The following is a 25,079-nucleotide window of genomic DNA, read 5'->3' as shown; positions in this document are numbered from 1 at the left end:
TCTCAGTGTTTTTTACTTTAAATGACGTCCGCCATCAACAGGGATAGAGCGTCCTGTTATGTACTGACTTTGTAATAGTAAATCAATGCTGTTTATAATTTCTTGGCACCCAGGTTCGATGCCCATCAATGATTTTTTGAGTGTTTTAGCGCGGTATTGTTCGTCGTCGTGCTCGTTAAAAATAATAAGCGAAGGCGCAACCGCATTTACTTTTATATTTGGTGCGTATTTAGCACTAAACGATTTTGTTAGATTATCAAGTGCGCCTTTGCTTGCCGCATACGCCAAATGCTTAGGGCTTCCTGTTTCAACCACATAGTCAGTAAGGTGCACAATATCAGCCGCAGCACCGCTAGCTTGCTGGTACGCTAAAAGTAAGTCAGCGCACTGCATATTAATTAAGTAGGGTGTTTTGGCATGAATGCGCATCATGTTATCAAAAAGCTTAGCGTGGTCTGGATTATTTGCTTCACAGTCCCAGCTAGATGCATTGTGTATAACAGCCTTTAAGGATTGGGTATGGGCTTTCAATGTATTAATAAACTCATTAATTCCCGCATCAGTACTGAAATCGGCATGGATACAAGTCACTCCCTGCTGCGCTAGTTTTTCTACGGCATCATGGCGAGTACGATAAGTAATAATCACTTTTTGCCCTTGGGTTAAGTAATGCTGAGCAAGGGCTAGGCCGATTCGTTGGCCTGCGCCAGTAATTAAAATAGGTGATGTCATATAATGCAGTGTTCTCTTTGGCAAGTTTTTAATAAATATTAGTACGTTAAGTGCAATGTGTACGTAATATTTGAATAGGGCGATCAAAAAAGCAATTAAACTAGATGCTGTTAATTGCTTTTTATATCACTTATATCAATCGTAAATTGTTGGTATTGGCTGGCGTTTATGTTGCGTGCGCAGATATATACCGATTAACTTTTGCTCCACCTCTTCAGAGACAGGTTTGCCCTCTAAAAAATCATCAATTTGATTGTAACTTAAACCGAGCGCTTCTTCGTCGGTGAGGCCCGGTCGGTCGCTTTCTAAATCGGCTGTAGGGGCTTTTTCAACAAGCACTGCTGGCGCACCTAGGGCAGTCGCTAGTGCGCGAACTTGGCGCTTAGATAAACCAAAAAGAGGCGCTAAATCACATGCACCATCGCCAAATTTAGTGTAAAAGCCTGTAATGTTTTCTGCGCTATGATCGGTACCTACAACCAAGCCTTGGCTAAAACCAGCAATTTCGTATTGAGAAACCATACGTTGGCGTGCTTTAACGTTACCTTTAATAAAATCTATTTGAGCTTGCTCTGGTAATGCGTCACCGCTGCTAGTTATTGCGATTAACACTTGCTCATGTAAAGCATCAGCAGCAGGCTGAATATTAACGGTCATACGCTTGCTTGGCTGAATAAAATCTACCGCCATTTGTGCTTCGTCTTCATCAGCTTGCACGCCGTAAGGTAGGCGCACAGCAATAAATTGATATTTGTTGGTGCTGTGTTCTTCATTTAATTCGTTAACAGCTAATTGGCATAAACGGCCGCAAGTTGAAGAATCAACCCCGCCACTAATACCAAGCACAAGCGAGCGTGAGTGGGCCGCAACTAAACGTGCTTTTATAAAGTTAACTCGACGAGAGATCTCAGCGTTTACATCAATGGTTGGCTGAACTTTCATTTCAGCCATTATTTCGGCGCGCATTGCCGGCTCCTTGTAAGATTTTAAATGTGATACGCAATAAACTTATTATGTGATTTAGTTTTACTTATTTAAAGCCCTAAATGTGCTTTTATCTGGTTAAGTTCTGCTTTTAACTCTTCTACTTCGCGTAATAAATCGTTTAGCTCTTTATCTTTAATGGCTTCGCTGGGTAAATTAATGGTATCGCTATCAGGCGTAATTGGTTGCTCACCAAATAAATGAATATATCGGCTTTCACGTTTACCTGCTTCGCGCGGTAACTTGGCAACTTGCTCATTTTCAATTAATTTATTTAGCGCATTTTCAACTTCATCTACATTATTAAAATCAGCGAGACGAGCGCTGCGTGTTCTTAATTCACCGGGTGTTTGGGCGCCGCGTAACAGCAATAGGCAAATAATGGCACGTTGTTGTGCTGAAAACTGTAAGCTACTAAATTCGGTATTACAAAAGCGGTGGTCGTATTTATTTACTCGCCCCGAAAGTGCTTCATCAACAGTAACTAGGCGCATGTCACTAAGTTCATCTAGCACAACTTGCACATCACTTTCGGTTAAATTAAGAACAGGATCGCGATTCGATTTTTGATTACATGCATTGGTTAACCCATTCAGTGACAAAGGATAATGCTCTGGTGTAGTGCTTTGTTTTTCTAGGAGACAACCAATAACACGTTGTTGGTGTGGTGATAACTGCATAAGTACCCTTAAAAATATTAATTGTTAATGCTAATTAGTGGTAAGCCTTATTTAACTGCCAAGCCAGTGCTGCAACTTGGGTTTTAAGGCGGCCATATCAAGCGGCTTAGTTAAGTAATCGTCCATGCCCGCAGCAATACATTTTTCTCTATCGCCTTGCATGGCATTAGCCGTTAAAGCAATAATTGATACAGCATTATATTTTTCACCTGCTCCGCCTTGTCTGATTGCCTGCGTGGCTTGATAACCATCCATTATTGGCATTTGGCAATCCATTAAAATAAGTTTATACGGGTTATTTTGTTTGGCGTTTAGTTTGCTAATTGCTTGCTCACCATTTTCAGCAATATCAAAGATCACCCCGGCCTCTTTTAACAATGCAGAGGCCACAACTTGATTTATCTTATTGTCTTCTACTAACAATAAAACGGGCTCTGATGAATCTTTAATAGGTGCTTTTGTAAGTGTATTAGTGAGTTGCGCCTGATTTAATTGCTGCTCTAAAAATTTTTCATTAGTGAGTGAATCAAACAGATCTGATGGCGTAAGAGGTTTAAAAATCATGCAGTCGACATTCATTTTAAGCATTGATTCTTTTTGTGAATAACTCATTGGCGCCATAATTACTGATTTACATTTAAACTTTTTAATAAAGTTTTGTAAGGCGGTTGTTTGCGTTTTTGCAGCAACAGAAAAAAAGTGATAATCAACTAAAATTGCATCGTATGAACGAGCCATCTCTTCTAAGTGTATCAGCACCTCATTATAGTCATTAATAAACTCCACATGGGCCCCCCAAATTTTCAGCTGTTTAGTGGCTATACTGGTATTTAAGTGGCACTCATCAATAATTAAAATACGTTTGTTGTTTATTAGATGGCTTGGTAAATCTTGCTCTTTACTTAATCTAGGCTGTATTTTTACACTAAATGAAAACGTACTGCCTTCGCCTTCAACACTGTTGACACTGACGCTTCCGTCCATTAATTCACATAGTTGTTTTACTATCGTTAGCCCAAGGCCTGTACCGCCAAATTGGCGCGTAGTTGAAGTGTCGGCCTGTGTAAATGAATTAAATAATGATGTTTGCTGGTTTTTATTAATACCAATACCAGTGTCAATTACTGAGCACTCTAAAAAGGCTCCATCGGTGGAGTCGTCCACTCTGGCTATAATAATAACGTCACCGTTTTTAGTAAATTTAACAGCATTGCCAATCAGGTTATTAAGAATTTGTCTAAGCCTATTCGGATCACTAATTATTTCACTTACTGTAATTTGGGTTGCGTCTAAAATTAGTTTTGTATTGTTTTGCTCTACTTTTAGTGCAAACGATTCAACCACTTCACCTAATAATTTTGGGAGATTAAATTGAATACTATCAATATTAAGTTTACCCGCTTCCATTTTAGAGAAGTCTAATATGTCATTAATAATATTAAGCAATGATTCGGCAGATGATTGCGCAAGCTCTATATGATGTGCTTGTTGTTGATCTAACTTTGTTTGCTTAATTATATTTAGCATGCCTAGCACTCCATTCATAGGAGTGCGAATTTCGTGGCTCATAGTTGCTAAAAATTCACTTTTTGCTGCCACCGCTTGCTCGGCTAATTCCTTAGCTTCTACTAATTCTTGTTCTGCTTCTATGCGTTGCTGGCTTGAATGTAAACTGCCTATAAGTGTAGCCACTGTGATTAAAAAACTTTCTTCGTTTTTTGTCCACAAGCGTGTGGTTTTGCATTGCTCAGCACATATTATTCCTAATACCCCGTTGCCGGCAGGGATTGTTACGCACAGCATCGATTTTATTCCCAATGGCAATAAGTAATATGGCGACAAAGGAGATAGCGCTGAATTATGAATAACGTCAGGAATATTAAATACAGCTTGGTGATCAAGCATATTAAAAAAGTCAGGAAGGTGTTTTCTAAGCCAGGTTAGTTCAACGCTCTCGGCTTGTGTTAATTTATTATGCAGTGCAAACGGTATTAACTGTGTTTGGTCTTCGTTATAAAAACGAATGCTGGCACGCTCAATTTTTAAAGCATGGCAAATAGCCTCAGTGAGTATGTCTTTTGATTGGCTAAGTTTACCGTTTAAAATGAGCTTATTAACCGTTAATGAGGCTAACGTTTCATTGTGTAGTGCTGTAAAGCTGTTTTCTAATTCAATTTTTTTACGGGTATCAATATTTTGTAGCGAACCAAAAATACGCACACATCGACCATTTTTATGTTCAGCTTCTGCGTTAACAAGTACCCATACCGCTTCCCCTTCACCGTTTATTAACTCTAGTTCAACTTCATAACTATGGCCATATTTAATAGCACGTTCGAGTAGAGGTTTGATCGTTTCTCTGCTTTCGCCCTCTTTAAAATAGCTTAAATCTTCAGGCCATTGTGGCTGGGTATTGAGTGGGTATTTAAACAGTTTTTTAGTCATATCTGACCAATAAACTTGCTTAGTTTCTAAATTAAACGACCACGCACCTATTTGCGCCAAATCGCTCATGGTTTCTAGCATTCTTTCGTTTTTTTGCTGGCGGTCAAGCATTTTTAAAAAGAACAAAAATGCCCATGTAAGTAACGCACAAATAATAATTATTGCTAAACGTAATGGCCAAACTGCTGAGTTGGGTGGGCTCCAGCCCTGCTTGGGTGCAACGTATAACTGCCAGCTTCCGCCTTGAAAGTTTAACGAAAATGCGAGGGGATCTTGATTTAATATTGCGGCGTCACCAAAAAAAAACTCGCCTTTATCGCCCAGCCCACTTCTGCCTTGGAGTGCAGCGTTATATTTTTCTTTAAGATCTAAAATTCCGGCGTTTTTATAAATTTTATTAATATCTAGAACAACAGAAAGTAATCCCCAAAAATTTTTATCAGGCGGGGTATAGACTGGCACACGCGCTATGAGTGCCTCACCTCCTTGCACTAGCGTTAACGGGCCAGCCATTATAATTGTGTTGGTGTCTCGCGCTTTAATAGCGTCAGCGCGTTGATTTTTATTCGCCAGCAAGTTGAGGCCCAGAGCCGCTTCATTTCCTTCAAGCGGGTAAGTCATTTTAATAATCATATTGGGTGCACCGCCAATATTTCTAAGCTCTTTTGATGTATTAAAAAGGGGGGCTGCAATTTGTGCAAAGCGTTCTTGATTTAAGTTAGGCTCTGCAGAAACAGCCACGCCTAAGCCGCGTACTAACTGAATGTTAGAAATTAAAATGGCTTCTAGTTGTGCTCTATAGGTGCTTACATCGGAGAGGATTTGAAGGCGATGAGCGTCTTTCACGCGAGTGTAATTAATGCGCTCTAGTACAACACTAATAAGCAGTAGTAGTGTCATCGATAACCAAAAAGTTCGGTTATAGTTGTGCGCACTTGCTTTTTTATTGTTAGTTGGTGGCATTAGCTACTATTGGCTTGAATTTAGGCTATTCCACTATAGCTATTTATTGTACAAATTAAAATGACGCTTATGCATAAGCGCCATTTTATTTTTATAATTAACGATCTAAATATCAAGAATCGCTAACATCACGTGCCCAATGATTTTGCTTAGCTACATGTAACTTACGGTAGCCATCAAGCAGTGCTGCGTGTTTGTTAAAGCCTTCTAGCGATAAACCCGGGAAGGTTAAACCGTTAAATAATGTACGGCCTTCAGCAATTTCAATTGCAAGCGTTACGTTGTCGCTACCAAACATTAAACCCAGTGCGTCTTGGTAGTCGGCGTATTCACGCTCGTCATCGTATTTAATTTCAAGAATGGCTTTTAAGCAGCGGAAATGGCGCATTGCTTCTTCGTTTACTTGGCCTGTATGCAGTATCCAGTCAACCCAATCGATTGCTTCTTCGCTGCCTGCGGCTAAACATAAGTGCGCTTTAAGCTCACCAATACGCAGTGTGTGCCAAGGTGTATCAGCATCGGTTGCAAGGCCAATAAACTCTGCAGCGCGAATAATATCGCTGTGGCCGGCTTCCTCTAGACTGTCGTAAATGTCCATCCATTGCTCAGCATCGTACTGATCAAGCGATAGGAATGCTTCACGGAATTTAGCGCCTTCGTTGTTGTTACGCCAAATAAGCTCATCTACTGGGTAAATGTCTGACATGCCCGGTACTAAAATACGACATGCATACACGTTTAAGTGCGTGTAATCCATAATATAAATGTTGTGGTTCATGCTATGAATTAAATCTGTACAGAAGTTATATTCTTGCTCTGTGGTACCGCTAAAGTCCCAATGAACAAAGTCAAAATCGGGAGTTGCACGGAAAAAGTCATGCGATATTAAACCGCTAGAGTCAATAAAGTGCAGTTCAATGTTTTCAGGCGTTGCCACTTCGTCGTTATCAAACGTGGCTGGTTGGAACACATCAAGCTGATCAAGGCGACGACCTTGTAAAAGTTCTGTAACCGTGCGCTCAAGGGCTACTTCAAATGAAGGGTGAGCACCAAACGAGGCAAATACAGAGCCATCTGTTGGGTTAATCAGCGTTACGCTCATTACTGGGTATTTACCGCCTAGTGATGCATCGGCAATACGTAAATGAAAACCATGGCTACGCAGTTCTTCACATGCTTCGTGAATTTGTGGGTACTGCTTAACAACCTCTTCAGGCACGATTGGTAAACAAATGCCTTCAGCAATAATACGGTTTTTTATTGCGCGTTCAAATACTTCAGACAAGCCCTGAACTCGCGCTTCAAACTTGGTGTTACCTGCGCTCATACCGTTAGATACAAAAATATTACCAATCACGTTTACTGGAATGTACACGTCTTGGTTATCGCGTTGGCGCGTGTATGGCAATGTACAAATGCCGCGCTCGTTATTACCAGAGTTAAAATCAAAAAGGTGTGATGCATTAAGTTCGCGCTCCGGATCAAAGTAATCCCACAGGCTTTCGTCCATTATGCCCTCAGGTACTTCTTCACCTTCAACTTTAAACCATTTTTCGTTTGGGTAATGAGTAAACTCGCCGTTGGCAAATTCTTCACCTAAGTAAAAGTCAGCAAAAAAGTAGTTACAGCTTAAACGCTCAAAATATTCACCAAGTGCAGAAGCAATAGATGCTTTATCAGTTGCACCTTTACCATTAGTAAACATAACACCGCAGTCGCTATCTTTTATATGAACCGAATAACAGTTAGCTACAGGGTTAAGCCAAAGCGCCTCTTCAACATTAATGTTTAAGGCTTTAAGCTTGTTTTGCATGGTAGAGATTGACGATTCTAAATCGCGGTCTTTACCTTTGATAAACGTTTTTTCAGTCATATTGATCTCAACTAGTTCTGCACGATGTGTGGAAGTGACATTATCGTGGATTTTGATGTTTATTTCATCCTTTGCGAGCAAGATCATGATTATTTAATAAATCTGTGGTTATTATATAAGCAACGCAAAGGGTGGAAGGGCAACTCAATGTATAAACTAATCAAACGCTTGTTGTTATTAATTGTAATTTTAGGGCTGAGTGGCACCGCTGTTGTGTATGGGGTACTTAGCTTAAGTTTACCTGTACTTGATGGCAACGGGCGCAGTATGGCAGTGAATGACCCCGTTAAAATTTCCCGTGATAGATTGGGCCAAGCTGTTATCAACGCTAAAAGCCGTAACGATGCCGCTTATGGCTTAGGGTATGCGCACGGACAGGACCGATTTTTTCAAATGGACCTACTTAGGCGTAATGCTGCAGGAGAGCTAAGTGAATTATTTGGTAAAGCCACTGTTGAGCTTGATAAAAAAATGCGTTTTCATCAACTACGAAAACGTAGCCTCGCTATTTTAAATACCTTACCAGAGCGCGATAAACAGCTGTTAAAAAGTTATGCTCAAGGCGTAAACGAAGGTTTAGCCCAAGTAGGGTATGCAAGCTTTGAATATATACTTACCGGCGCAACTCAAAAACCGTGGCAAAGCGAAGACAGCTTATTAGTGATTTTTAGCATGTACTTAGATTTACAAAGCATGACATTTAATCGCGATCAAACTTTGATTCAATTAGAGCAAATATACAGTAAAAATATGGTTGATTTTTTAACGCAACCTAGCCAATACCAAGCTGCGCTTGATGGTAGTAAATTAGCCCCATTTGCAGGTGAATTACCCATTCTTGCATCGCAAACGACTCATGTTGCAAGCCACATTGAAGCCCCTCAAGAGCTTGGTAGTAATAATTGGGCCGTTACCGGAGAGCTTACAAAAACAGCTGCAGGTATGGTGTCTGACGATATGCACTTATCAATGGCGGTGCCGGTTATTTGGTACAGAGCGCAGCTTAATTACACACAAAATGGTAAACAATCTCAAATAACAGGCGTATCACTTCCTGGCACTCCTGCCATTGTAGTGGGAACCAATAATAAAATTGCATGGGGTTTCACTAACGGTTATTTAGATACTGCCGATTGGATTGCGCTAAATAGCGATAGCAAAACATGGCTTGTTGATGAGCCTATTTTATTACCTGAAGGAGGCGTTGAAACTTACTCGCTAATAATGAGCGAATACGGCCCAGTAAAATACATTAACGAAAAGCCTTATGCACTTAGTTGGGCAGCGCATCAACCTTATGCGGTTAACATGCAGCTATTAAAGCTTGAGCAAGCAGATACTGTGGACGATGCGCTCGCCCTTGCAAGTAATGTGGGTATACCTGTACAGAATTTAATGGTTGTTGATGGCCTAGGTAATGCGGCATGGAAAAATATAGGCGGTATTCCGGCGCGTACAAATGTCAGTGAGTTAAGTGTAAATGCACAGCACTACTCTGCACTTTTTGAGCAAAACGAAATTAATCGCCCATTTGTTAAAAACCCACCCAGCGGGCGATTATGGACAGGAAACTCTCGGGTTGTATCTGCCAGCGACAACGCACGTTTTGGTAATGGCGGCTACGCATTAGGTGCACGTTCAAGCCAAATTCGTGACCGTTTATTTGAAAAACAAACCTTTTCCGAGAGCGACTTTTACGCACTACAGCTTGATAACCAAGCCCGCTTTTTAATGCCATGGCATGAGTTGTTACTCAAGCAGTTAAAAACCAATGAGGTTAAAAATGCGAAGTACATCACAGAGCTTGAAAACTGGCAGCAATGCGCATGTGCTTCTTCGGTAGGCTATACCCTGGTTAAACGCTATCGCGACGAAGTTATAAACCTTGTGTTTAACCATATTGAAGTCACTCTTAATGAGTATGAGGGCACACTTAAGCCTATCAAACGTGGGCTAGAGCCTGCGCTGTGGCAACTTATTAATAATAAGCCTGCATCTTGGATTAACCCTCAATTTAATAGTTGGGACGAACAATTAGCGGGCGCTTTTGATCACACTGTAAATAAATTGAGTGAGCAATTTGGCACTAATATAAAACAGTGGCAGTGGGGTAAAGTAAATGAGCTGGTAATCGAGCATCCTTTTGCAAAACAAATCCCTTTATTGGCAAAGTTACTTAATATGCCAACCGCTGCAGGATTTGGTGACTCCTATATGCCTGCAGTGCAGGGGCGGAGTTTTGGTGCATCACAACGTTTTATTGCTCAACCAGGGCATTTAGAACAGGCTATTTTAAGCGTGCCAGGTGGCCAGTCGGGTCACCCGCTATCAGAGTTTTATAGAGCTGGTTTTAGCGACTATATTGAAGGGAAGCAAACTGCGCTATTACCACAAACGTTAATGCATCAAATCGTTATCTCACCAAAGTAGTGTGAGCCAAAATGTAAGTAATCACGTTCTATATAACTCTAACAATGGAGAACTAAAATGAAAAAATTACTACCCGCGTTAATAACAGGTTTACTACTGAGCGCATCGGCTCATGCAGACGATAACCCCGTTACCGCAGAAAAATTAAGTGAAAGTGTCTATGTACTATTTGGGCAAGGTGGCAACATTGCTGCAAGTGTGGGTGATGACGGTATTTATATTATTGACGATCAGTTTGCTAAGCTCTCAGACGATATTAAAAAAACCATCAGCGACTTAAAGCCTGGTAGCGCCGAATTTGTAATTAATACCCATCACCATGGCGACCATACCGGCGGCAATGAAAATTTTGCTAAAGCAGGTGCACATGTCATTGCGCACGACAATGTTCATAAGCGTTTGAAAGAAAAGCATGGTGAGGGTTCTAAATTTTTACCTCGTATTAGTTTTGGTCACGATTTAAAACTTCATTTTAATAACGAACACGCACATGTTGTGCATTACAAACATGCCCATACCGACGGCGACTCAGTTATCTTTTTTAGTAACGACAACATAGTTCACATGGGTGATATTTATTTTAATTTTGGTAGCTTACCGTTTGTTGATGTAGATAGTGGCGGCAGTGTTGATGGAGTATTAGCTGCGGTTGACGATGTTATTAACCAAATTGACGATAATACTCAAGTTATTCCGGGGCATGGTCCAGTAAGTGACCGTTCAGGGCTTATAACGTATCGTAAGCTGGTGCAAAAAGCCAAAGATGTTATGCTTAAGGCAATGCAAAACGATGCAAGTTTGCAGCAAGTACTTGACGCCGACCCACTATCAGAGCTGGGTCTTAAATACGCAAAATGGCTACCAAAAGAGCGAGTAACCACATTGTTTTATCGTAGCTTAAAGTAACTTGCAAAGTGAGCTAGCACGCATAATATAGTTTATTAAGCTGAGCATTTGTTCAGCTTTTTTGTTCCCATGCCCCAAGGAGTTGTGTATGTCGGCAGAAAAAACCCACCTAGAAATTTGTAACTTGACCAAAGAGCAGTACCCACAAATAAAAACGCTAATGGATCAAGCTTACCCAGACTTAGGTGGCGCATGGCCAAGCCATACCATTTTTAGGTTAATCGATCAGTTTCCAGAAGGGCAAATAGGCATAGTAGATGACGGCGTGCTGGTAGGTTTAGCACTAAGCGTGCAAGTAGACTACGCCCGCTTTTCAAATCCGCACACCTACGAAGACATTGCCGACGGCCATGACCGTGTATTCAGCGATACCGATGGCGATGCGCTATACGGTTTGGATGTTGCTATTAGCGAAACTCACCGAGGTATGCGCTTAGGGCGTCGCCTTTATGATGCCCGTAAAGAATTGTGCCGCCAATATAACTTACGCGCTATTTTAGCGGGTGGCAGTATTCCGCGTTATTACAATCACAGCAGTGAAATGACGCCAATGGAATACATTGAAAAGGTTGACCAAAAAGAGCTTTATGACCCAATTTTAAGCTTTCAGCTTTCTAACGACTTTCAGGTAAAGCGATTACTAAAAAAGTACCTACCAGAGGATCAAGAGTCTGTAGGTTACGCCACCTTACTTGAGTGGAATAACATAATGTACGAGCCAACCGACACCGTACTCGAATCGACTAAATCGATAGTGCGAGTAGGGGCAGTGCAGTGGCAAATGCGTTGTGTTGAGTCGGTTGAAGAAATGCTCAAGCAGGTAGAGTACTTTGTAGATACGGTATCTGACTACAAAAGTGACTTTATTTTATTTCCTGAATTTTTTAACGCGCCGCTGATGGGGTTAACTGAGCAAAGCAATCAAACTGAAGCAATCCGCTATTTAGCCGAATACACCGAAACGTTTAAAAACGCCATGTCGCGTATGGCAATAGAATATAACGCCAACATTATTACTGGTTCTATGCCACTTGCCGAAGACGACAAAATTTATAACGTAAGTTATTTATGCCACCGTAGCGGTAAAATAGACGAGCAGCGTAAAATACACATAACCCCGCATGAACAAAATGATTGGGTTATTCAAGGCGGCGACAAAATTGCCGTATTCGATACTGATGCTGGGCGCGTTGGTATTCAAATTTGTTACGATGTAGAGTTCCCAGAGCTTTCACGCATATTAGCTAAGCAAGGGCTTGATATACTGTTTGTGCCGTTTTGGACCGATACTAAAAATAGTTATTTACGGGTTCGCCATTGTGCACAAGCACGGGCAATCGAAAACGAATGTTATGTGGTTATTGCAGGTTCAGTGGGTAACTTACCGCAAGTAGAAAGCCTAGACGTACAGTACTCGCAATCGGCAGTACTGACGCCATCTGACTTTTCATTCCCGCACGATGCAACACTTAACGAAGCAACACCTAATACCGAAATGTTATTATTTAGCGACCTTGATATGGATAAGCTAAAAATTCTTCATAGCGAAGGGACTGTGCGTAATTTAAAAGATCGCCGCGAAGATTTATACGACGTAATTTTGAAAAACAGAGATGTTTAATGGCGTGGGTTTATTTAGTCATTGCCGGCTTGCTTGAAATAGGCTGGCCAATTGGTTTAAAAATTTCACAAAATCCCGACACACGCTGGCAGGGAATAGCAATGGCCATTGCATTTTTAACAGCCAGTGGTTTTATGTTGTGGCTTGCACAAAAGCAAATATCAATGGGGACTTCCTACGCCGTATGGACCGGAATTGGTGCTGCGGGTACGTTTTTAGTGGGTATATTACTTTACGGTGATGCAGCCACGTTTGGGCGTATTGCGGGTGTGCTTATGATCATTTGCGGTGTGATAACGCTAAAAATCAGCGCTTAAAATTCGCTTTAAACGTTATGTGCAGCTTTATAGTCGCGCAGGTTTAAAAGCCTGCGCTTTTTTATGCTATCAATTTGGCAACATTACCAAAATAGCGGCAATGGCTATAAGTATTAAGCCCGCGGTGTCTTGTTTTTTAAGTGGCTGTTTTAACCAAAGTACGGCAATTAACATGGTAAAAAATACTTCAACCTGCCCAAGCGTTTTAACATACGCCACATGCTGTAAACTCATTGCGCTAAACCAGCCAATAGAGCCTACACAGCTAAAAATACTAATTGCGGCAGTAGTGCCTTTATATTGCCAAAGTTTGCCAACAGTGTGTGGCTCTTTTAGTAATAAATAGCCAAGTAATATAAGCGTTTGTAGGCTTATTACAAACAGTAAAACCCATGCAGCCGAGTGCGGAAATAATAACCCTGAGTTTAAGCTCGCTTCACGTACCCACAGCGATGTAAGGGCAAAGCTGGTACCACAGGCAAGGCCCAGTAACGCTGTTTTAGCATCAAAGTGTTTTACGCTGGTTATACCGCTAAGTAAAAGCACCGCAATAGCGCCTAAAAATACACCCAGCCAACCAAGTAGGCTAAGCGCAGAGCCAAAAAACAATACCCCTAAAATAGCCGCTACTAACGCCTCACTTTTAGCAAGCCCTGCACCTACGGCGTAATTATTCATTTTAAATAGCTTTACCATTAAACCCGTGGCAAGTATTTGCATAACACTTGCGCCAATAACAAACCCCCAAAAGGCATTATTAAAGGTAGGCATGGCGGTATCTTGATATTGATACAAGCCGTACAAATACACTGCAGCAATGGGGCCGGCTAAGATAAAGCGCGAAAGCGTTACGCCAGCCACACTTGCATGTGCGCTTAATTTACTTTGTAGGGCATTTCGCCATGCTTGCATAAAAGCGGCTAAAAAAGTGAAAAAGATCCAGGTCATGGTATTCGTCGATAAAAAATAAGATCTATAAGTTAACAATCTTCAGTGATTAATGCGATGCATTAAGGGTGATAGTGAATATTCATCACCTGCGACATTATGCCGCACTGCTTTAAGAGTAAACTTAGCTATAGTAAGTGTGATGTTATTGTTTAGCCGCCAGCGTTTGTCATAAAACGTATTGGCGGCTTTTTTTGTGTGTGTATGTTATATGTATTGCTCAAATTATCAGATTTTATAATAAGAGAATAAATTATGACGACATTAGTTGTATGCGCATTGTTGGCCTTATTAATGCCTTATTTTGCAAAAGTACCTGTGGCTATTGCGATGGCAAAGCTTGGCCAATACGACAATAAACACCCACGTTCCCAACAAGCAAAACTAACTGGCTTTGGTGCTCGGGCGCTCGCTGCTCATCAAAATTGTTTTGAATCACTCGCTGTTTTTGCTGTTGCTATTGCAGTGGTATTTGGTACTAACTCGGTAAACGCAGTAACCGAAACCTTGGCGGTTACTCATATAGTCTCGCGCATTTTGTATTGTATTTTTTATTGGTTGAACTTAGATATTATACGTTCGCTTGTATGGTTTATTGGCTTAGGTACTGCCATTGCCATGATTGTAGTGAGTATTTAACTTTATTGTTAAAACCACAAAGCAAGCGGCCTAAAAGGGCGCTTGCTTTATAGTCTTAAACACTTATTCCCATTAATGCGATATGTTAACTCGCTCTATTAAATCACTTTTTGTAACTGTACTGTTGAGTGCAAAATCAAGTTGTATTAGTACGTTTTGTTGTCCCATTGATGAAGGTGTATATTGCCATTGCATCAGTGCTCTTTTTGCTTCTTTGTTAAAGACTGCTTCTGGTTCAGCTTTTACAACAGTAATGTTAGCTGTTTTGCCTGCTGGGGTTATGTCGTATTTTAATACCACTGAACCGCTAATGCCTTGTTCCGCCGCTTGTTTTGGGTAAAGCGGTTCGATTCGCATTACGGGAGCGATAGATGTTTCTTTTTTAGCTGATGCTTCAGGTTGCTTTGCTACTGCTAAGCCACTGAGCAAGCTTGCTGCTATAAGTAACGCACTTCCTTTTGCTAGGCGCGAATGTGCGCCGTTATGTTTGATATTAGTAAGTCGTTGTAACATGGTTTTTTTATCTCCGTAGTGTGAATAAGCCATTAGGCCTGCGGGCGCTGCTGCCGCGCAGTTCACTAAGGCTTTGCTGTATAAAATGTGTTGGTGTGTGGTTTTATTGGCAAGTACCCGTTCATCACAAGTCAGCTCTTGTAGACGGCGCATGCTTGCGTAACAAAACCAAGCGAGTGGGTTAAACCAAAGTAAAATAGTGGGTAACAGCATGAATGCGTTTGTTAGGTTGTCTTTGCGTTGAATGTGTACGTTTTCGTGCTCTAAAATAAGCGCCAATGTTGCTTTATCAAAATGGGTATTATAATCACTGGGCAGTACTAGCTTGCTTTGAAAAATACCCACCACCATTGGTGTGGCTACATGTTGGCTGATATAAGTTTTAGCACTTGTGGTAAGTGTATGGTTAAAGTGTGTTAGCTCAGTTAACTGCAGGCTTTTAACAAAACGAGTATGTGTAATAAAACTAGCTATTAATAACCCCGCAGTAATAAGTACATACATAAGTGCCCAGCTAATACCCATTTCATGTGTAAAAGGCTGGTTAGGGGTAATTAAGTAATGGCTAATATTGCTATTTTGCAGTGGTTTAATCGTATTGGGTAAATTAGCGATAACTATTGCCGCAGGCATTAACCACGCTAACTTGTATACAAACCGCGCGCCAAGGGGTTTTAAACCAAATCGCTCGAGTAAAATAAATCCACAAAACAAAATACTCAATAGTAGTTGTTGCTCTATTAACCAATTAAACCCAGTTTGAATATCCATAGCTAATCCTTACTTTTGGTTTTTTTCCCAGTCATCAATGACTTTTTTAAGCTCATTTATATCTTGCTGCGAAAGCTGCTCTGATTTAGCAAACCCGCTTACCAGTGGCGCTATACGACCACTAAAAAAGCGCTCAATAAAGTTTTTGCTCTCTTTTAATGTGTAGTCGGCGCGCTCCATACAGGGAGTATAAATATATTGGCGGCCGTCTTTTTCAAAGGTCAGTGCACCTTTTTTAACTAATCGACCCAGTAGGGTTTTAATGGTTTTTTCGTGCCATTGCTTATCATCGCTTAAGCGCTCAATAATTTGGCTCGCGGTGGCAGGGTAATTAATCCAAAGCGCATCAAGCACGTCGAACTCTGCTTTTGATAACTCAATCATTTTATTGCCTACAAATGTAATCTTTAAGTTTAGACTACACCTGTAATCTATTTTTGCAAGGTTATTTTTTAACTTTTTGCGGTGTAATTAAGCGATTTGGTATTAGATTTTCGAAATATCAGCTTTATTAATTTGTATAGAGTGGTTTTCAGGTAGGTTTAGGTTTGAGAGGGCGAGTTCGCTAAATTGCACTCTAAATAAATCAATTACTTTAAAGCCGCAGTAATGCGCCATTTTACGTATTTGCCTGTTAAGCCCTTGTTTTAAAATAATACTAAATTGATTGTCAGCTATTTTAGTTACTTCACACGGTAAAGTAATTTGTTTATCAACGGGGATACCTGCTGCCATTTTTTCACAAAACGCGTTATTAATAGGTTTATCTACCGTGACTAAATAACGTTTAGGCTGGTGGAAGTCAGGGTGAATAAGTTGATTACAAAAGTCACCGTCGTTGGTCAAAATAAGCAAGCCGCGAGAGTCTTTATCTAATCGGCCAATGGGGTAAACCCGGGTGAGGGTAGGTAAATGGTGAATAAGGCTGGCTGGGTCATTTTCATTTAATTTGCAGTCAATACCTACAGGCTTGTGGTACGCAAAATAAACTAAATCGGCTGCCCCTTTAACTACTTGGCCATTAACTATTATGTCGTCTTGCTCATCAACGTGATCAATATGATTGGCTGGGCGATTATTTACCGTTACTACCCCTTCATCTATTAAACGCGATGCCTGTTTACGCGAGCACACGCCTGCATGAGCAATGTATTTAGCAAGGCGGATTTTGGTGCTCATAAAGTGTTCTCGTTAGTTGGCAATAAAAAACTGATCGCGATTATAGCAAAGCTGCGTATCGATAGAGCGATATTTAATTAAGGTGAACAAAAATGGGTATGAAATTTTCTGAACTAAAAAATCATGAGCCGCTACAAAAAGTAGTTGTTCACTCACTTGAAATGGCGCTTTATCAGGTTTCTGTGATCATTAATAATGTTGAATATTATGTAACAGAGGAAGACGGCGAATTTGTAAGAGCTGTAAGCCCGCTGCATGTACAAAAGCGGTTTGAAAAAATAGCGTACGCACAAATGATGCTTCGCCACACAAGCGCATACGATGAAATGTGCGGGCAGCCCGAAAAAACGTCAAGCAACTTACTTGAAGTGCCTTTCGGTAAAAATAATCTTTTTTAATTAAGTGTGTTTGCTAATATCGCTTTTTTAGGAGCGGTATATGTATCAATTAAAATCTGATAACAGTGATGCGTTAAACTCAACTTTACGTAATAAAATAGTTGATTTTAATGCTAAGCATTTTGATGCGCAAAGAGTGCCACTCGGCTATAAATTTGTTGATAATAATAACGAACTAATGGCTGGTATTAGTGGTTGCGTATTTGGCAATTGGCTAATTATAAATTGGCTTTGGTGCAGTGAAATCGCTCGTAATGAAGGCCTTGCAGGGCAGTTGCTCACAGAATTAGAGCAAGCTGCAATATTGCTTGGCGCTAAAAAAGCCCAGCTAGACACTCTCGACTTTCAAGCAAAACCTTTTTATGAAAAGCGCGGATACAGCGTAAAGTATCAACTTGATAACTACCCACTTTGCGGCACCCGCTATTTTATGGAAAAACCACTTTAATTTATAACATAACTCAAGTTTTTTAATCGGAGCCCAGTTACTTCGCTGTTAAAGGCTCGCCCTCAAACGTAACACCTAAAAATGGTGTCGCCTCTGGCGCTAACATAAACGTGCGAATGTTCATGTGGTCGTCGCCGTTAGGGTTTTTAAGCACCTCATCGCGGTAAAACTTACCAAAGCAATCAAGAGTGTTTTGCTTGCTAAGCCCATTGAGTTTTGCAAACGCAAAAATTTTACATGAGCCGTTATTTTCACTCGCTGAACTCAGCAACCCGTGGTTATTAAAGGCACAAGCAGTAAAATCGTAATTGGCTTCAATCACCGCCATTGTATCGGTAAATTGAATGTTTTTTGGGTTTTCAGCAAGTGATTTAAGGTATTCGTTTAAAGTCATAATTGTTCCCTAAATTTAATTTATAAGGCTAATTTACTCGTAGCAATTTATGAACGAATAAAATGCGTTAATGCGTGAATATTGGTGATTTCTACGTCGGCTAGGCCTTTGTAGTTATACTTAGCGTTTTGATCGTTTAACCACACTGATTGGCAACCTGTGTTATTGGCGCCTTGTACGTCGGTATCTAGGCTATCACCAATATGAAGTATGTCGCTTTTGGTGACTTTTAAGTGCGCAGCTGCTTTGTCAAATAAGGTGCTATGAGGTTTAGCTTTACCGTGCATGCCCGCTTGTAGCACTAGCTCAAACTTATTGTGTAAATTAAAGCGTTCTATTTCAACATTGCCATTGGTTATGGCGATTAAGGTAAAATGTTGCGCTAAGTTATCAAGTAGCACTAATACGTCGTCGCTGACTACAATGTTACTGCGTGCATCGGCAAATGCGTTATAGGCGTTACTAGCGTGCAGTGCTACTTCTTGTTCAGTAAATCCTAACTTTGATAGTGCTAAACGCAATGTGTGCTTGCGCCACTGCGTTACATTGTCTTTTAGCTCTGGCTGTTGCAGTGCGGCAAGTTGCCGGCATTGTTGCCAGTATTGAGGGCCTTGTTCTTGGTAGCGTGGTAATGCATTTAAGTAATTTTGTTGGGCGCTAACGGCTGCTTTTATAATTGGGTGGTTGTTGTATAGCGTGTCGTCTAAATCAAAGCTCATGACAGAAAAAGGGCGTATTGCACGATTAAATCGGATCATTATAATTTCCTAATCAGTTTGTTTTTTAGCGCGCGGGTGGGTGTTGTCGTACACTTTGGCTAAATGCTGAAAATCTAAATGGGTATACACTTGTGTGGCCGACAAGCTACTGTGGCCAAGCAATTCTTGTACAGCACGTAAATCACCCGACGATTCTAAAATATGTGATGCAAATGAATGGCGTAATTTATGCGGATGCACCTGTGAGCTAATACCTTGCTTTATTCCCCACTCTTGCATACGCAAACGCACTTGGCGAATTGAAATACGATTTTTTTGGCTACTTAAAAATACACCTGGCTCGTCTGGCTTTGCAAACTGAGGGCGCACGGTTAACCATTTTTTTAATGCGTCTAATGCCTTTGTTCCCACGGGAATAAGGCGTTCTTTATTACCTTTACCGCGAACTAATATTTCGCCACTTTTGGCATTAATATCTTGCATGTTAGCGCCAACTAACTCGCTAATACGTAAACCTGATGAATACATAAGTTCCATCATAGCTTTGTCTCTTATTGCCAAAGGGTCGTCGTCAGGAATTTCGAGCAAGCGAGCCATTTGATCAACGTCGAGGTTTTTAGGTAAAGGCTTGGCAAATTTGGGGCCTTTAATGCCGGTAGCAGGATTGTGATAATGCGATTGCTGCGCAATATTTTTAGCTTTTAAAAACTTATATAAACTTCTGATACAGCTCAATTTTAAGCTAATGGTTCGGCCACTTAATTGTTTAGCGCGTAAAGCCATACTGTAACGGCGAATATGCTCTGCTTGTACGCCAAACCAGTCATCGCATAATTTATTAAAATAAAGGGCTGCAAAACCAAGTTGGCTAACATACTGATTTACAGTGTGCGCTGAAAATTGTTTTTCAAATTTTAGGTAGTCGCTAAATAGCGTAATGGGTGTTCGCCAGTTGTCACTTAATTCGCTTATATTAGGCGCATCATCACTCATGCGAGTTTTTGTAACCTTAACTGCAGGGCACTAATAAAATCCAGAACGAACAGGTTGTCTTGTGCGGGTTCAAAATGGTTCACGTTGTTGCTGCCAAACGCGAGTATGGCAATCGGTTGCTTTTTATCACCAATTAAATATATAGCCGCAGATTGCGTGTCATCACTAAATAATAGAGCCCGTTCTTGTGCTGTAATACGGCCTAAGTAATGCCCAGAGTTTGTAAGGCGGTGTTCAATTAGCTCGTCGTAGTCAGTGCTGTATTTTATTAATTTAAAGTCACTTATGTCGTTATTTGAACACACAATCGTGTGTAAATTTTTAGCGATGGTATCAAAGTCGTCATGGCTCCAAAGCTGGCGATGGCATTGGCTGAGGAGACGGTATACGAGCTCATTTTGAACTGCGTGCTGACTCATTGTATCGATTTGATTTTTTAAACGCGTATTGTGTTCACGCAATTGGCGCTGTTGAATATGTACTAATGACGTTGCCCCTTGCGCTTGCTGCTGAAGGTCTAGCTGAGCAAGCACGTTTGGGTGTTTAACTAAAAAGTCAGGATTTGCGAGTAAGTAGCTAGTAATTTGCTCTTCATTTAGCTCGCTCATAACGCGACTTGTCCATCGAATACGTGTTCAGCAGGGCCTGTCATTCGTACTGGATGACCTTCTCCACTCCAACGTATTTGAAGTGTTCCACCAGGTAGGTCGACTTGTACCGCGCTTGAAAGCTTGCTTTGCATATGGCCAATGACCATCGCTGCACACGCGCCAGTGCCGCATGCGAGCGTTTCGTTTACGCCGCGCTCCCATACTCTTAGCTTTATATGCTCTTGCGATATAACTTGCATAAACCCAATATTAGCGCGCTGTGGAAAACGTTCGTGGTTTTCAAGCAGTGGACCTAATACATCGACCTGCGCTGTCGTAATATCGTCAACTTCAAGTACACAGTGTGGGTTCCCCATAGATACTGCGCCACTAAATACGGTGTGTTCTTCAGCCCTTATAATGTAGGTGAGTTCACGTTTGCTGGCTTTAAGCGGTATTTTGCTTGGCTCGAAATTAGGGTGCCCCATGTTAACCGTAACTTGGCCGTCTTTTTCTATATAGAGCGTTAAGTTACCTGATTTGGTTGATACACTAATTTTATGTTTGTTAGTCAGGCCTTTCATACGCACAAAACGTGCAAAGCAACGTGCACCATTACCGCACTGTTCTACTTCGGTACCATCGGCATTAAAAATACGATAATGAAAATCAAGATCGGGAGAGTATGGTGCTTCAACCATGAGTAATTGGTCAAAGCCAATGCCAAAGTGGCGATCAGCCAGTTTTTTTATTTGATCTCGTGATAAAAATACATTTTGTGTAATGTTATCAATAACAACAAAGTCGTTGCCTAAGCCGTGCATTTTGGAAAAATTAACTAACATAGCGCTCTAATTCGTGTTTGCTCTGTGGTAATCATGCCACAGAGCAGCTAGTTGGCAAAAACGTTTATGGTAAAATTTTCTCACCTTGATAAAGACTCTCAATGGTTTCACGTTCGCGAATAAGATGGTGCTGTTCACCGTCTACCATTATTTCAGCTACGCGTGGGCGAGAGTTATAGTTTGAACTCATAGTAAAGCCATATGCGCCAGCACTTCGCTGGGCGAGTAAATCGCCTTGTTTCAGCGCCAGTTCTCGGTCTTTTCCTAAAAAGTCACCGGTTTCGCACACGGGGCCAACAATATCAAAGTTGTGAGTTGGCGTATCGTCATCACGAACCGACACAGGTATAATTTTTTGCCACGCTTGATAAAGAGAAGGGCGAAGCATATCGTTCATGCCAGCATCAACAATGGCAAAAAATTTACTTTGGTTTTGTTTAATAAACTCAACTTGCGTAATTAATACCCCTGCGTTTGCAGCAATGGCACGACCTGGTTCAAAAATAAGTTCTAAATGGCGGTAGTTTTCTAGGCGAGCCGTTACTTGCTCTGCGTATTCACTAGGATGAGGTGGTTGTTCGTTGTCGTAAGGAACACCTAACCCACCACCTATGTCTAAATGGCTTAATTCTATCCCGATATTTTTTAGCTCATCTATTAGCGCAAGGAGTTTGTCGAGCGCTTCTAAAAACGGCTTTACTTCGGTTAACTGCGAACCAATATGGCAATCTACGCCTATTACATTTAAGCCAGGTAAAGCAGCGGCTTGTTGATAAACACTTACAGCGGTTTGAATATCAATGCCAAATTTGTTTTCTTTAAGGCCAGTAGAAATATAAGGGTGCGTTTTTGCATCTATATCGGGGTTAACGCGAATAGAAATTGGTGCTACTAAGTTAAGCTCACACGCAACCTCTGAAATACGCTCTAATTCAGAGGCCGACTCAACGTTAAAACATTTAATCCCTAATTTTAATGCATACGCTATTTCGTCAGCGGTTTTAGCAACGCCTGAAAATACTACTTTACCGGCGTCTCCTCCTGCTTTAATTACACGCGCCAGCTCACCTTTAGATACAATGTCAAAACCCGAACCAAGGCGGGCTAGAATATTTAATACAGCAATATTAGAGTTTGCTTTTACGGCATAACATACCAAGCTTTTATGGTTTTTAGTCGCATTGGCAAACGCAAGATAGTGGCGCTCAAACGTTGCACGAGAATACACATAGCAAGGCGTACCATATTGCTGAGCAATAGCGGCAATACTCACATCTTCAGCAAACAATTGATTGTTTTTATAGTTAAAAAAATCCATTTATTGCTCCTGTTTTACTGGTGTTGTAGGTTGCTTGGCCTCTGTGGTAGGCGCCATAGTGTTTTCTGGTTGGTTTTGCTCGGCCTGTTGTTCAGGTAAATATAATGGGCCGCTTTGTCCGCAGCCAGTTAATGCGCTAAATAGGGCCGTGCAAATTAATAGTTTTTTTAATTGTAAGGTATGTGTCGCTTTCATTAGATTAATATTGTTGCTGGCTTTATAATCGCAGAGTAACAGAATATCTAAAAAATGCAGCTATTCGCGGATGATTTTATTCCTGTTACACTAGCTGCATATTTTTAACGCAATTACGTACCCAATATTAGGCGGCCCGCCTGCAAAGGAATCAACAATGACTGAACACGAATATCACCAATTAGCCGAAGCTCTTATGTTCACAATTGAAGAGCAAATTGATGATTGTGAAGCCGATTTAGATTACGAATCAGCGCAAGGTATTTTAGAAATTATTTTTCCTGATAAGAGTAAAATTGTCATCAATAAGCAAGCGCCTCTTCATCAAGTGTGGGTAGCAACTAAATTCAATGGTCACCATTTTGAAATGCGTGACGGTCAATGGATTGATAACCGCTCTGGTGCAGAGTTTTGGGAATTCATTAACGAAGCGTCAACTCGCCAAGCTGGCCAAGAAATTAAGTGGCAATCATCATTATGAGTTTAGAGTTTGTTCAATACCCCGCGCAGAGCGCGCATAAAGCGACAGTTATTTGGTTACATGGCTTAGGTGATTCGGGTGATGGGTTTGCCCCTGTAGCGCCGCAATTAAATTTACCAGCCGAGTTGGGCGTGCGTTTTGTTTTCCCACATGCGCCTGTGCAACCGGTCACCATAAATGGTGGTATGGAAATGCGTTCTTGGTACGACATTAAGTCAATAGAGCTTGATAAACGTGCCGATGAAGAAGGGGTTAGGGAGTCTGCCGAGAAAGTAGAGGCGTTAATAAATACAGAAATAGCCAACGGAATACCTGCTAACAAAATTATTTTGGCTGGTTTTTCACAAGGTGGTGTTGTGTCGCTTCACTTAGCTCCGCGCTTTGAACAAAAGTTAGCGGGTGTTATGGCACTGTCTACTTATATGTGCGCGCCGCATAAATTTACAGATGAAGCAAAGCATACCGATTTAAATGTATTTATGGCACATGGTAGTCACGATAATGTGGTACCAATGAGTGCAGGTAAAAGTGCATTTGATGTATTAACAGCACATAACATGGATGTAAGCTGGCAAGAATACCCAATGGCACACCAAGTGTGTGCAGAAGAGTTACACGCTATTCGCCAATGGTTAATTGCCCGTTTAAGCTAATTTTGGAGCCGCTGAGGTCAATATGAGTCAAAAAATAGTTATTAAAGCAAATGTAAAACGCGAACCACAAAACAGCCTACCTACGGTAAGCTATGAATGGCATTGGCGTCGAATTGTGAGTTTGGCTATGTTGATAGTAATGACGTCTGCGGCTGTGATATATGGTTTAACCAGCTCAGTAAATGCAGATCAGGGCGCACATCCCAATGAACAAACAGAGCTTTTAATTACTGATAGCACACAAGGTGATGAAGTAACTGAAAGCGAAACACATAATGCACCCAGCAACCAATTGCATATAGAGACTGAGCATGCTGAAACACTGCCTGCTGAGCAACTACCAACAACTCAAGAGGCTGACATTACCAATGCCTTACTTGAAAACGCTGAGTCAGTAACCGTTGCGCCAATCTCAGATGAGCCGACAGTAACCCAATCAACAGTTGACTCAATAACTGAAAAAACGAATACAGTTGATAACAGTAAAAACGATGCGTTGGTCACTAATGCAATAAGCGCTGATACAACAAGTGAAACTGTATCTGTACCTGCGTCAGAGCAAACTTCTGAGCTTGGCACAATCGCATTAGAGCCAGAGAGTAATATTGATGCACAACCTGTTACAGACCAATTTGCTGAAGATGCCCATATTGCTAGCGTGGCACTCGGTGCTCAGATTGATACCAGTAAAATAAGCCGCGCAGTGCTTACACGCAGTGTAGCAAAACGCGAACCTACTAATGTGTTTGCAGCCGACGTGCGTTTAAGTCAGTTTGAAGGTTCGTTATCATTTTTTAGTGAGCTTAAAGGACTGCAAGGCCAGCGCGTAAAACATGTTTGGTCTTTTGAAAGTGAAACAATGGCCGAAATTTCACTTAATGTTACTTCGCCACGCTACAGAACTTATTCAACAAAAAATATTATGAACACGCAAACAGGCCATTGGCGTGTAGCTGTTGTTGATGAGCAAGGTAATTTAATAGCTCAAAAAGAATTTAGAGTGTTAGCTAACTAATGCTAACCGCAGTAATTAATTGGATACCC

General features: G+C 41.1%; 26 protein-coding genes. 10 read left to right on the top strand and 16 right to left on the bottom strand.

Annotation, left to right across the window (positions count from 1 at the left end):
- Positions 1 to 12 precede the first annotated feature (12 nt).
- The 5 genes from folM to ycaO form a co-directional block, all read right to left on the bottom strand.
- The gene (folM, locus tag MTP24_RS15525) at positions 13 to 732 is read right to left on the bottom strand and encodes a dihydromonapterin reductase (protein WP_058430067.1); all 720 of its coding nucleotides are present in this window, start codon (positions 730 to 732) and stop codon (positions 13 to 15) included.
- Between the two features lie 135 nt (positions 733 to 867).
- Positions 868 to 1,698: an ammonia-dependent NAD(+) synthetase gene (gene nadE, locus MTP24_RS15520; RefSeq protein WP_138740660.1), complete on the bottom strand. Its 831-nt coding sequence runs from the start codon at positions 1,696 to 1,698 to the stop codon at positions 868 to 870.
- Between the two features lie 68 nt (positions 1,699 to 1,766).
- Complete coding sequence (locus tag MTP24_RS15515) at positions 1,767 to 2,396, bottom strand: YceH family protein (protein ID WP_138740659.1); 630 nt, start codon at positions 2,394 to 2,396, stop codon at positions 1,767 to 1,769.
- A gap of 51 nt (positions 2,397 to 2,447) precedes the next feature.
- Complete coding sequence (locus MTP24_RS15510) at positions 2,448 to 5,804, bottom strand: ATP-binding protein (protein WP_243532070.1); 3,357 nt, start codon at positions 5,802 to 5,804, stop codon at positions 2,448 to 2,450.
- A gap of 112 nt (positions 5,805 to 5,916) precedes the next feature.
- Complete coding sequence (ycaO, locus tag MTP24_RS15505; protein WP_243532068.1) at positions 5,917 to 7,677, bottom strand: 30S ribosomal protein S12 methylthiotransferase accessory factor YcaO; 1,761 nt, start codon at positions 7,675 to 7,677, stop codon at positions 5,917 to 5,919.
- 147 nt (positions 7,678 to 7,824) lie between these two features.
- Between ycaO and MTP24_RS15500 the strand changes: the two genes are divergently transcribed.
- The 4 genes from MTP24_RS15500 (at position 7,825) to MTP24_RS15485 (ending at position 12,951) form a co-directional block, all read left to right on the top strand.
- Positions 7,825 to 10,107, top strand: coding sequence for a penicillin acylase family protein (locus tag MTP24_RS15500; protein WP_243532066.1), 2,283 nt, complete (start codon positions 7,825 to 7,827; stop codon positions 10,105 to 10,107).
- A 57-nt stretch (positions 10,108 to 10,164) separates the two neighbouring features.
- Entirely contained in the window at positions 10,165 to 11,013 is an 849-nt protein-coding gene (locus MTP24_RS15495; RefSeq protein WP_006792482.1) for an MBL fold metallo-hydrolase, read from the top strand.
- 88 nt (positions 11,014 to 11,101) lie between these two features.
- Positions 11,102 to 12,634 carry a bifunctional GNAT family N-acetyltransferase/carbon-nitrogen hydrolase family protein gene (locus MTP24_RS15490; RefSeq protein WP_243532064.1) on the top strand — a complete coding sequence of 511 codons (1,533 nt, stop codon included), beginning with the start codon at positions 11,102 to 11,104 and terminating at the stop codon, positions 12,632 to 12,634.
- Positions 12,634 to 12,951: a multidrug efflux SMR transporter gene (locus MTP24_RS15485; RefSeq protein WP_243532062.1), complete on the top strand. Its 318-nt coding sequence runs from the start codon at positions 12,634 to 12,636 to the stop codon at positions 12,949 to 12,951. Before MTP24_RS15490 ends, MTP24_RS15485 begins: the two co-directional genes overlap by 1 nt.
- A gap of 69 nt (positions 12,952 to 13,020) precedes the next feature.
- Here the strand turns inward: MTP24_RS15485 and MTP24_RS15480 are convergent, their stop codons facing one another.
- Positions 13,021 to 13,899, bottom strand: a complete 879-nt coding sequence (locus MTP24_RS15480; RefSeq protein ID WP_243532060.1) for a DMT family transporter — start codon at positions 13,897 to 13,899, stop codon at positions 13,021 to 13,023.
- Positions 13,900 to 14,154: 255 nt separating this feature from the next.
- On the opposite strand from MTP24_RS15480, the gene MTP24_RS15475 reads away from it, so the two are divergent.
- Positions 14,155 to 14,538, top strand: a complete 384-nt coding sequence (locus MTP24_RS15475; protein WP_243532058.1) for an MAPEG family protein — start codon at positions 14,155 to 14,157, stop codon at positions 14,536 to 14,538.
- 72 nt (positions 14,539 to 14,610) lie between these two features.
- Here MTP24_RS15475 and MTP24_RS15470 read toward each other — a convergent pair whose 3' ends face one another.
- The 3 genes from MTP24_RS15470 to MTP24_RS15460 form a co-directional block, all read right to left on the bottom strand.
- Positions 14,611 to 15,822, bottom strand: coding sequence for a M56 family metallopeptidase (locus MTP24_RS15470; protein ID WP_243532056.1), 1,212 nt, complete (start codon positions 15,820 to 15,822; stop codon positions 14,611 to 14,613).
- Between the two features lie 9 nt (positions 15,823 to 15,831).
- Positions 15,832 to 16,206: a BlaI/MecI/CopY family transcriptional regulator gene (locus MTP24_RS15465; protein ID WP_004588989.1), complete on the bottom strand. Its 375-nt coding sequence runs from the start codon at positions 16,204 to 16,206 to the stop codon at positions 15,832 to 15,834.
- Positions 16,207 to 16,308: 102 nt separating this feature from the next.
- Complete coding sequence (locus MTP24_RS15460) at positions 16,309 to 17,001, bottom strand: pseudouridine synthase (protein WP_243532053.1); 693 nt, start codon at positions 16,999 to 17,001, stop codon at positions 16,309 to 16,311.
- 92 nt (positions 17,002 to 17,093) lie between these two features.
- Between MTP24_RS15460 and MTP24_RS15455 the strand changes: the two genes are divergently transcribed.
- Complete coding sequence (locus MTP24_RS15455; RefSeq protein ID WP_006792473.1) at positions 17,094 to 17,399, top strand: DUF6482 family protein; 306 nt, start codon at positions 17,094 to 17,096, stop codon at positions 17,397 to 17,399.
- Between the two features lie 40 nt (positions 17,400 to 17,439).
- Positions 17,440 to 17,847: a GNAT family N-acetyltransferase gene (locus MTP24_RS15450; protein WP_008129452.1), complete on the top strand. Its 408-nt coding sequence runs from the start codon at positions 17,440 to 17,442 to the stop codon at positions 17,845 to 17,847.
- A 37-nt stretch (positions 17,848 to 17,884) separates the two neighbouring features.
- Here MTP24_RS15450 and MTP24_RS15445 read toward each other — a convergent pair whose 3' ends face one another.
- The 7 genes from MTP24_RS15445 to MTP24_RS15415 form a co-directional block, all read right to left on the bottom strand.
- Positions 17,885 to 18,241: a HopJ type III effector protein gene (locus tag MTP24_RS15445; protein WP_006792471.1), complete on the bottom strand. Its 357-nt coding sequence runs from the start codon at positions 18,239 to 18,241 to the stop codon at positions 17,885 to 17,887.
- 47 nt (positions 18,242 to 18,288) lie between these two features.
- Positions 18,289 to 18,999 (bottom strand): HAD-IA family hydrolase, encoded by a 711-nt coding sequence (locus MTP24_RS15440; protein ID WP_010557929.1) that lies wholly within the window; start codon positions 18,997 to 18,999, stop codon positions 18,289 to 18,291.
- Between the two features lie 9 nt (positions 19,000 to 19,008).
- Complete coding sequence (locus tag MTP24_RS15435; RefSeq protein WP_243532051.1) at positions 19,009 to 19,953, bottom strand: tyrosine recombinase XerC; 945 nt, start codon at positions 19,951 to 19,953, stop codon at positions 19,009 to 19,011.
- Positions 19,950 to 20,561 carry a DUF484 family protein gene (locus MTP24_RS15430; RefSeq protein ID WP_243532049.1) on the bottom strand — a complete coding sequence of 204 codons (612 nt, stop codon included), beginning with the start codon at positions 20,559 to 20,561 and terminating at the stop codon, positions 19,950 to 19,952. Before MTP24_RS15430 ends, MTP24_RS15435 begins: the two co-directional genes overlap by 4 nt.
- Entirely contained in the window at positions 20,558 to 21,388 is an 831-nt protein-coding gene (dapF, locus tag MTP24_RS15425) for a diaminopimelate epimerase (protein ID WP_010557932.1), read from the bottom strand. The genes MTP24_RS15430 and dapF overlap by 4 nt, the downstream gene beginning before the upstream one ends.
- Before the next feature lie 64 nt (positions 21,389 to 21,452).
- Complete coding sequence (gene lysA / locus MTP24_RS15420; RefSeq protein WP_243532046.1) at positions 21,453 to 22,706, bottom strand: diaminopimelate decarboxylase; 1,254 nt, start codon at positions 22,704 to 22,706, stop codon at positions 21,453 to 21,455.
- Positions 22,707 to 22,901, bottom strand: a complete 195-nt coding sequence (locus tag MTP24_RS15415) for a lipoprotein (RefSeq protein ID WP_243532044.1) — start codon at positions 22,899 to 22,901, stop codon at positions 22,707 to 22,709.
- 157 nt (positions 22,902 to 23,058) lie between these two features.
- On the opposite strand from MTP24_RS15415, the gene cyaY reads away from it, so the two are divergent.
- From cyaY to MTP24_RS15400, 3 genes are read left to right on the top strand one after another with little or no spacing between them, the layout of a single operon-like run.
- On the top strand, positions 23,059 to 23,382 hold the full coding sequence (cyaY, locus tag MTP24_RS15410; RefSeq protein WP_006792464.1) for an iron donor protein CyaY: 324 nt from the start codon (positions 23,059 to 23,061) through the stop codon (positions 23,380 to 23,382).
- Positions 23,379 to 24,035, top strand: a complete 657-nt coding sequence (locus MTP24_RS15405) for a dienelactone hydrolase family protein (protein WP_006792463.1) — start codon at positions 23,379 to 23,381, stop codon at positions 24,033 to 24,035. The genes cyaY and MTP24_RS15405 overlap by 4 nt, the downstream gene beginning before the upstream one ends.
- 22 nt (positions 24,036 to 24,057) lie before the next feature.
- Entirely contained in the window at positions 24,058 to 25,050 is a 993-nt protein-coding gene (locus tag MTP24_RS15400) for a DUF2914 domain-containing protein (RefSeq protein WP_243532042.1), read from the top strand.
- Positions 25,051 to 25,079 lie beyond the last annotated feature (29 nt).

It is taken from the genome of Pseudoalteromonas sp. APM04 (assembly GCF_022809815.1).
Classification (GTDB): Bacteria; Pseudomonadota; Gammaproteobacteria; order Enterobacterales; family Alteromonadaceae; genus Pseudoalteromonas; species Pseudoalteromonas marina.
This window is presented reverse-complemented; position numbering and strand designations above follow the sequence as displayed.

Excerpts from the sequence above, each read along its gene's own strand:
- MTP24_RS15470 (WP_243532056.1), bottom strand. The coding sequence starts at position 15,822 with ATGGATATTCAAACTGGGTTTAATTGGTTAATAGAGCAACAACTACTA.
- folM (WP_058430067.1), bottom strand. The coding sequence starts at position 732 with ATGACATCACCTATTTTAATTACTGGCGCAGGCCAACGAATCGGCCTA.
- nadE (WP_138740660.1), bottom strand. The coding sequence starts at position 1,698 with ATGCGCGCCGAAATAATGGCTGAAATGAAAGTTCAGCCAACCATTGAT.
- lysA (WP_243532046.1), bottom strand. The coding sequence starts at position 22,706 with ATGGATTTTTTTAACTATAAAAACAATCAATTGTTTGCTGAAGATGTG.
- MTP24_RS15455 (WP_006792473.1), top strand. The coding sequence starts at position 17,094 with ATGGGTATGAAATTTTCTGAACTAAAAAATCATGAGCCGCTACAAAAA.
- dapF (WP_010557932.1), bottom strand. The coding sequence starts at position 21,388 with ATGTTAGTTAATTTTTCCAAAATGCACGGCTTAGGCAACGACTTTGTT.
- MTP24_RS15485 (WP_243532062.1), top strand. The coding sequence starts at position 12,634 with ATGGCGTGGGTTTATTTAGTCATTGCCGGCTTGCTTGAAATAGGCTGG.
- MTP24_RS15430 (WP_243532049.1), bottom strand. The coding sequence starts at position 20,561 with ATGAGCGAGCTAAATGAAGAGCAAATTACTAGCTACTTACTCGCAAAT.
- cyaY (WP_006792464.1), top strand. The coding sequence starts at position 23,059 with ATGACTGAACACGAATATCACCAATTAGCCGAAGCTCTTATGTTCACA.
- MTP24_RS15405 (WP_006792463.1), top strand. The coding sequence starts at position 23,379 with ATGAGTTTAGAGTTTGTTCAATACCCCGCGCAGAGCGCGCATAAAGCG.
- MTP24_RS15450 (WP_008129452.1), top strand. The coding sequence starts at position 17,440 with ATGTATCAATTAAAATCTGATAACAGTGATGCGTTAAACTCAACTTTA.
- MTP24_RS15475 (WP_243532058.1), top strand. The coding sequence starts at position 14,155 with ATGACGACATTAGTTGTATGCGCATTGTTGGCCTTATTAATGCCTTAT.
- MTP24_RS15440 (WP_010557929.1), bottom strand. The coding sequence starts at position 18,999 with ATGATCCGATTTAATCGTGCAATACGCCCTTTTTCTGTCATGAGCTTT.
- ycaO (WP_243532068.1), bottom strand. The coding sequence starts at position 7,677 with ATGACTGAAAAAACGTTTATCAAAGGTAAAGACCGCGATTTAGAATCG.
- MTP24_RS15490 (WP_243532064.1), top strand. The coding sequence starts at position 11,102 with ATGTCGGCAGAAAAAACCCACCTAGAAATTTGTAACTTGACCAAAGAG.
- MTP24_RS15510 (WP_243532070.1), bottom strand. The coding sequence starts at position 5,804 with ATGCCACCAACTAACAATAAAAAAGCAAGTGCGCACAACTATAACCGA.
- MTP24_RS15415 (WP_243532044.1), bottom strand. The coding sequence starts at position 22,901 with ATGAAAGCGACACATACCTTACAATTAAAAAAACTATTAATTTGCACG.
- MTP24_RS15445 (WP_006792471.1), bottom strand. The coding sequence starts at position 18,241 with ATGACTTTAAACGAATACCTTAAATCACTTGCTGAAAACCCAAAAAAC.
- MTP24_RS15460 (WP_243532053.1), bottom strand. The coding sequence starts at position 17,001 with ATGAGCACCAAAATCCGCCTTGCTAAATACATTGCTCATGCAGGCGTG.
- MTP24_RS15465 (WP_004588989.1), bottom strand. The coding sequence starts at position 16,206 with ATGATTGAGTTATCAAAAGCAGAGTTCGACGTGCTTGATGCGCTTTGG.
- MTP24_RS15500 (WP_243532066.1), top strand. The coding sequence starts at position 7,825 with ATGTATAAACTAATCAAACGCTTGTTGTTATTAATTGTAATTTTAGGG.
- MTP24_RS15400 (WP_243532042.1), top strand. The coding sequence starts at position 24,058 with ATGAGTCAAAAAATAGTTATTAAAGCAAATGTAAAACGCGAACCACAA.
- MTP24_RS15435 (WP_243532051.1), bottom strand. The coding sequence starts at position 19,953 with ATGAGTGATGATGCGCCTAATATAAGCGAATTAAGTGACAACTGGCGA.
- MTP24_RS15515 (WP_138740659.1), bottom strand. The coding sequence starts at position 2,396 with ATGCAGTTATCACCACACCAACAACGTGTTATTGGTTGTCTCCTAGAA.
- MTP24_RS15480 (WP_243532060.1), bottom strand. The coding sequence starts at position 13,899 with ATGACCTGGATCTTTTTCACTTTTTTAGCCGCTTTTATGCAAGCATGG.
- MTP24_RS15495 (WP_006792482.1), top strand. The coding sequence starts at position 10,165 with ATGAAAAAATTACTACCCGCGTTAATAACAGGTTTACTACTGAGCGCA.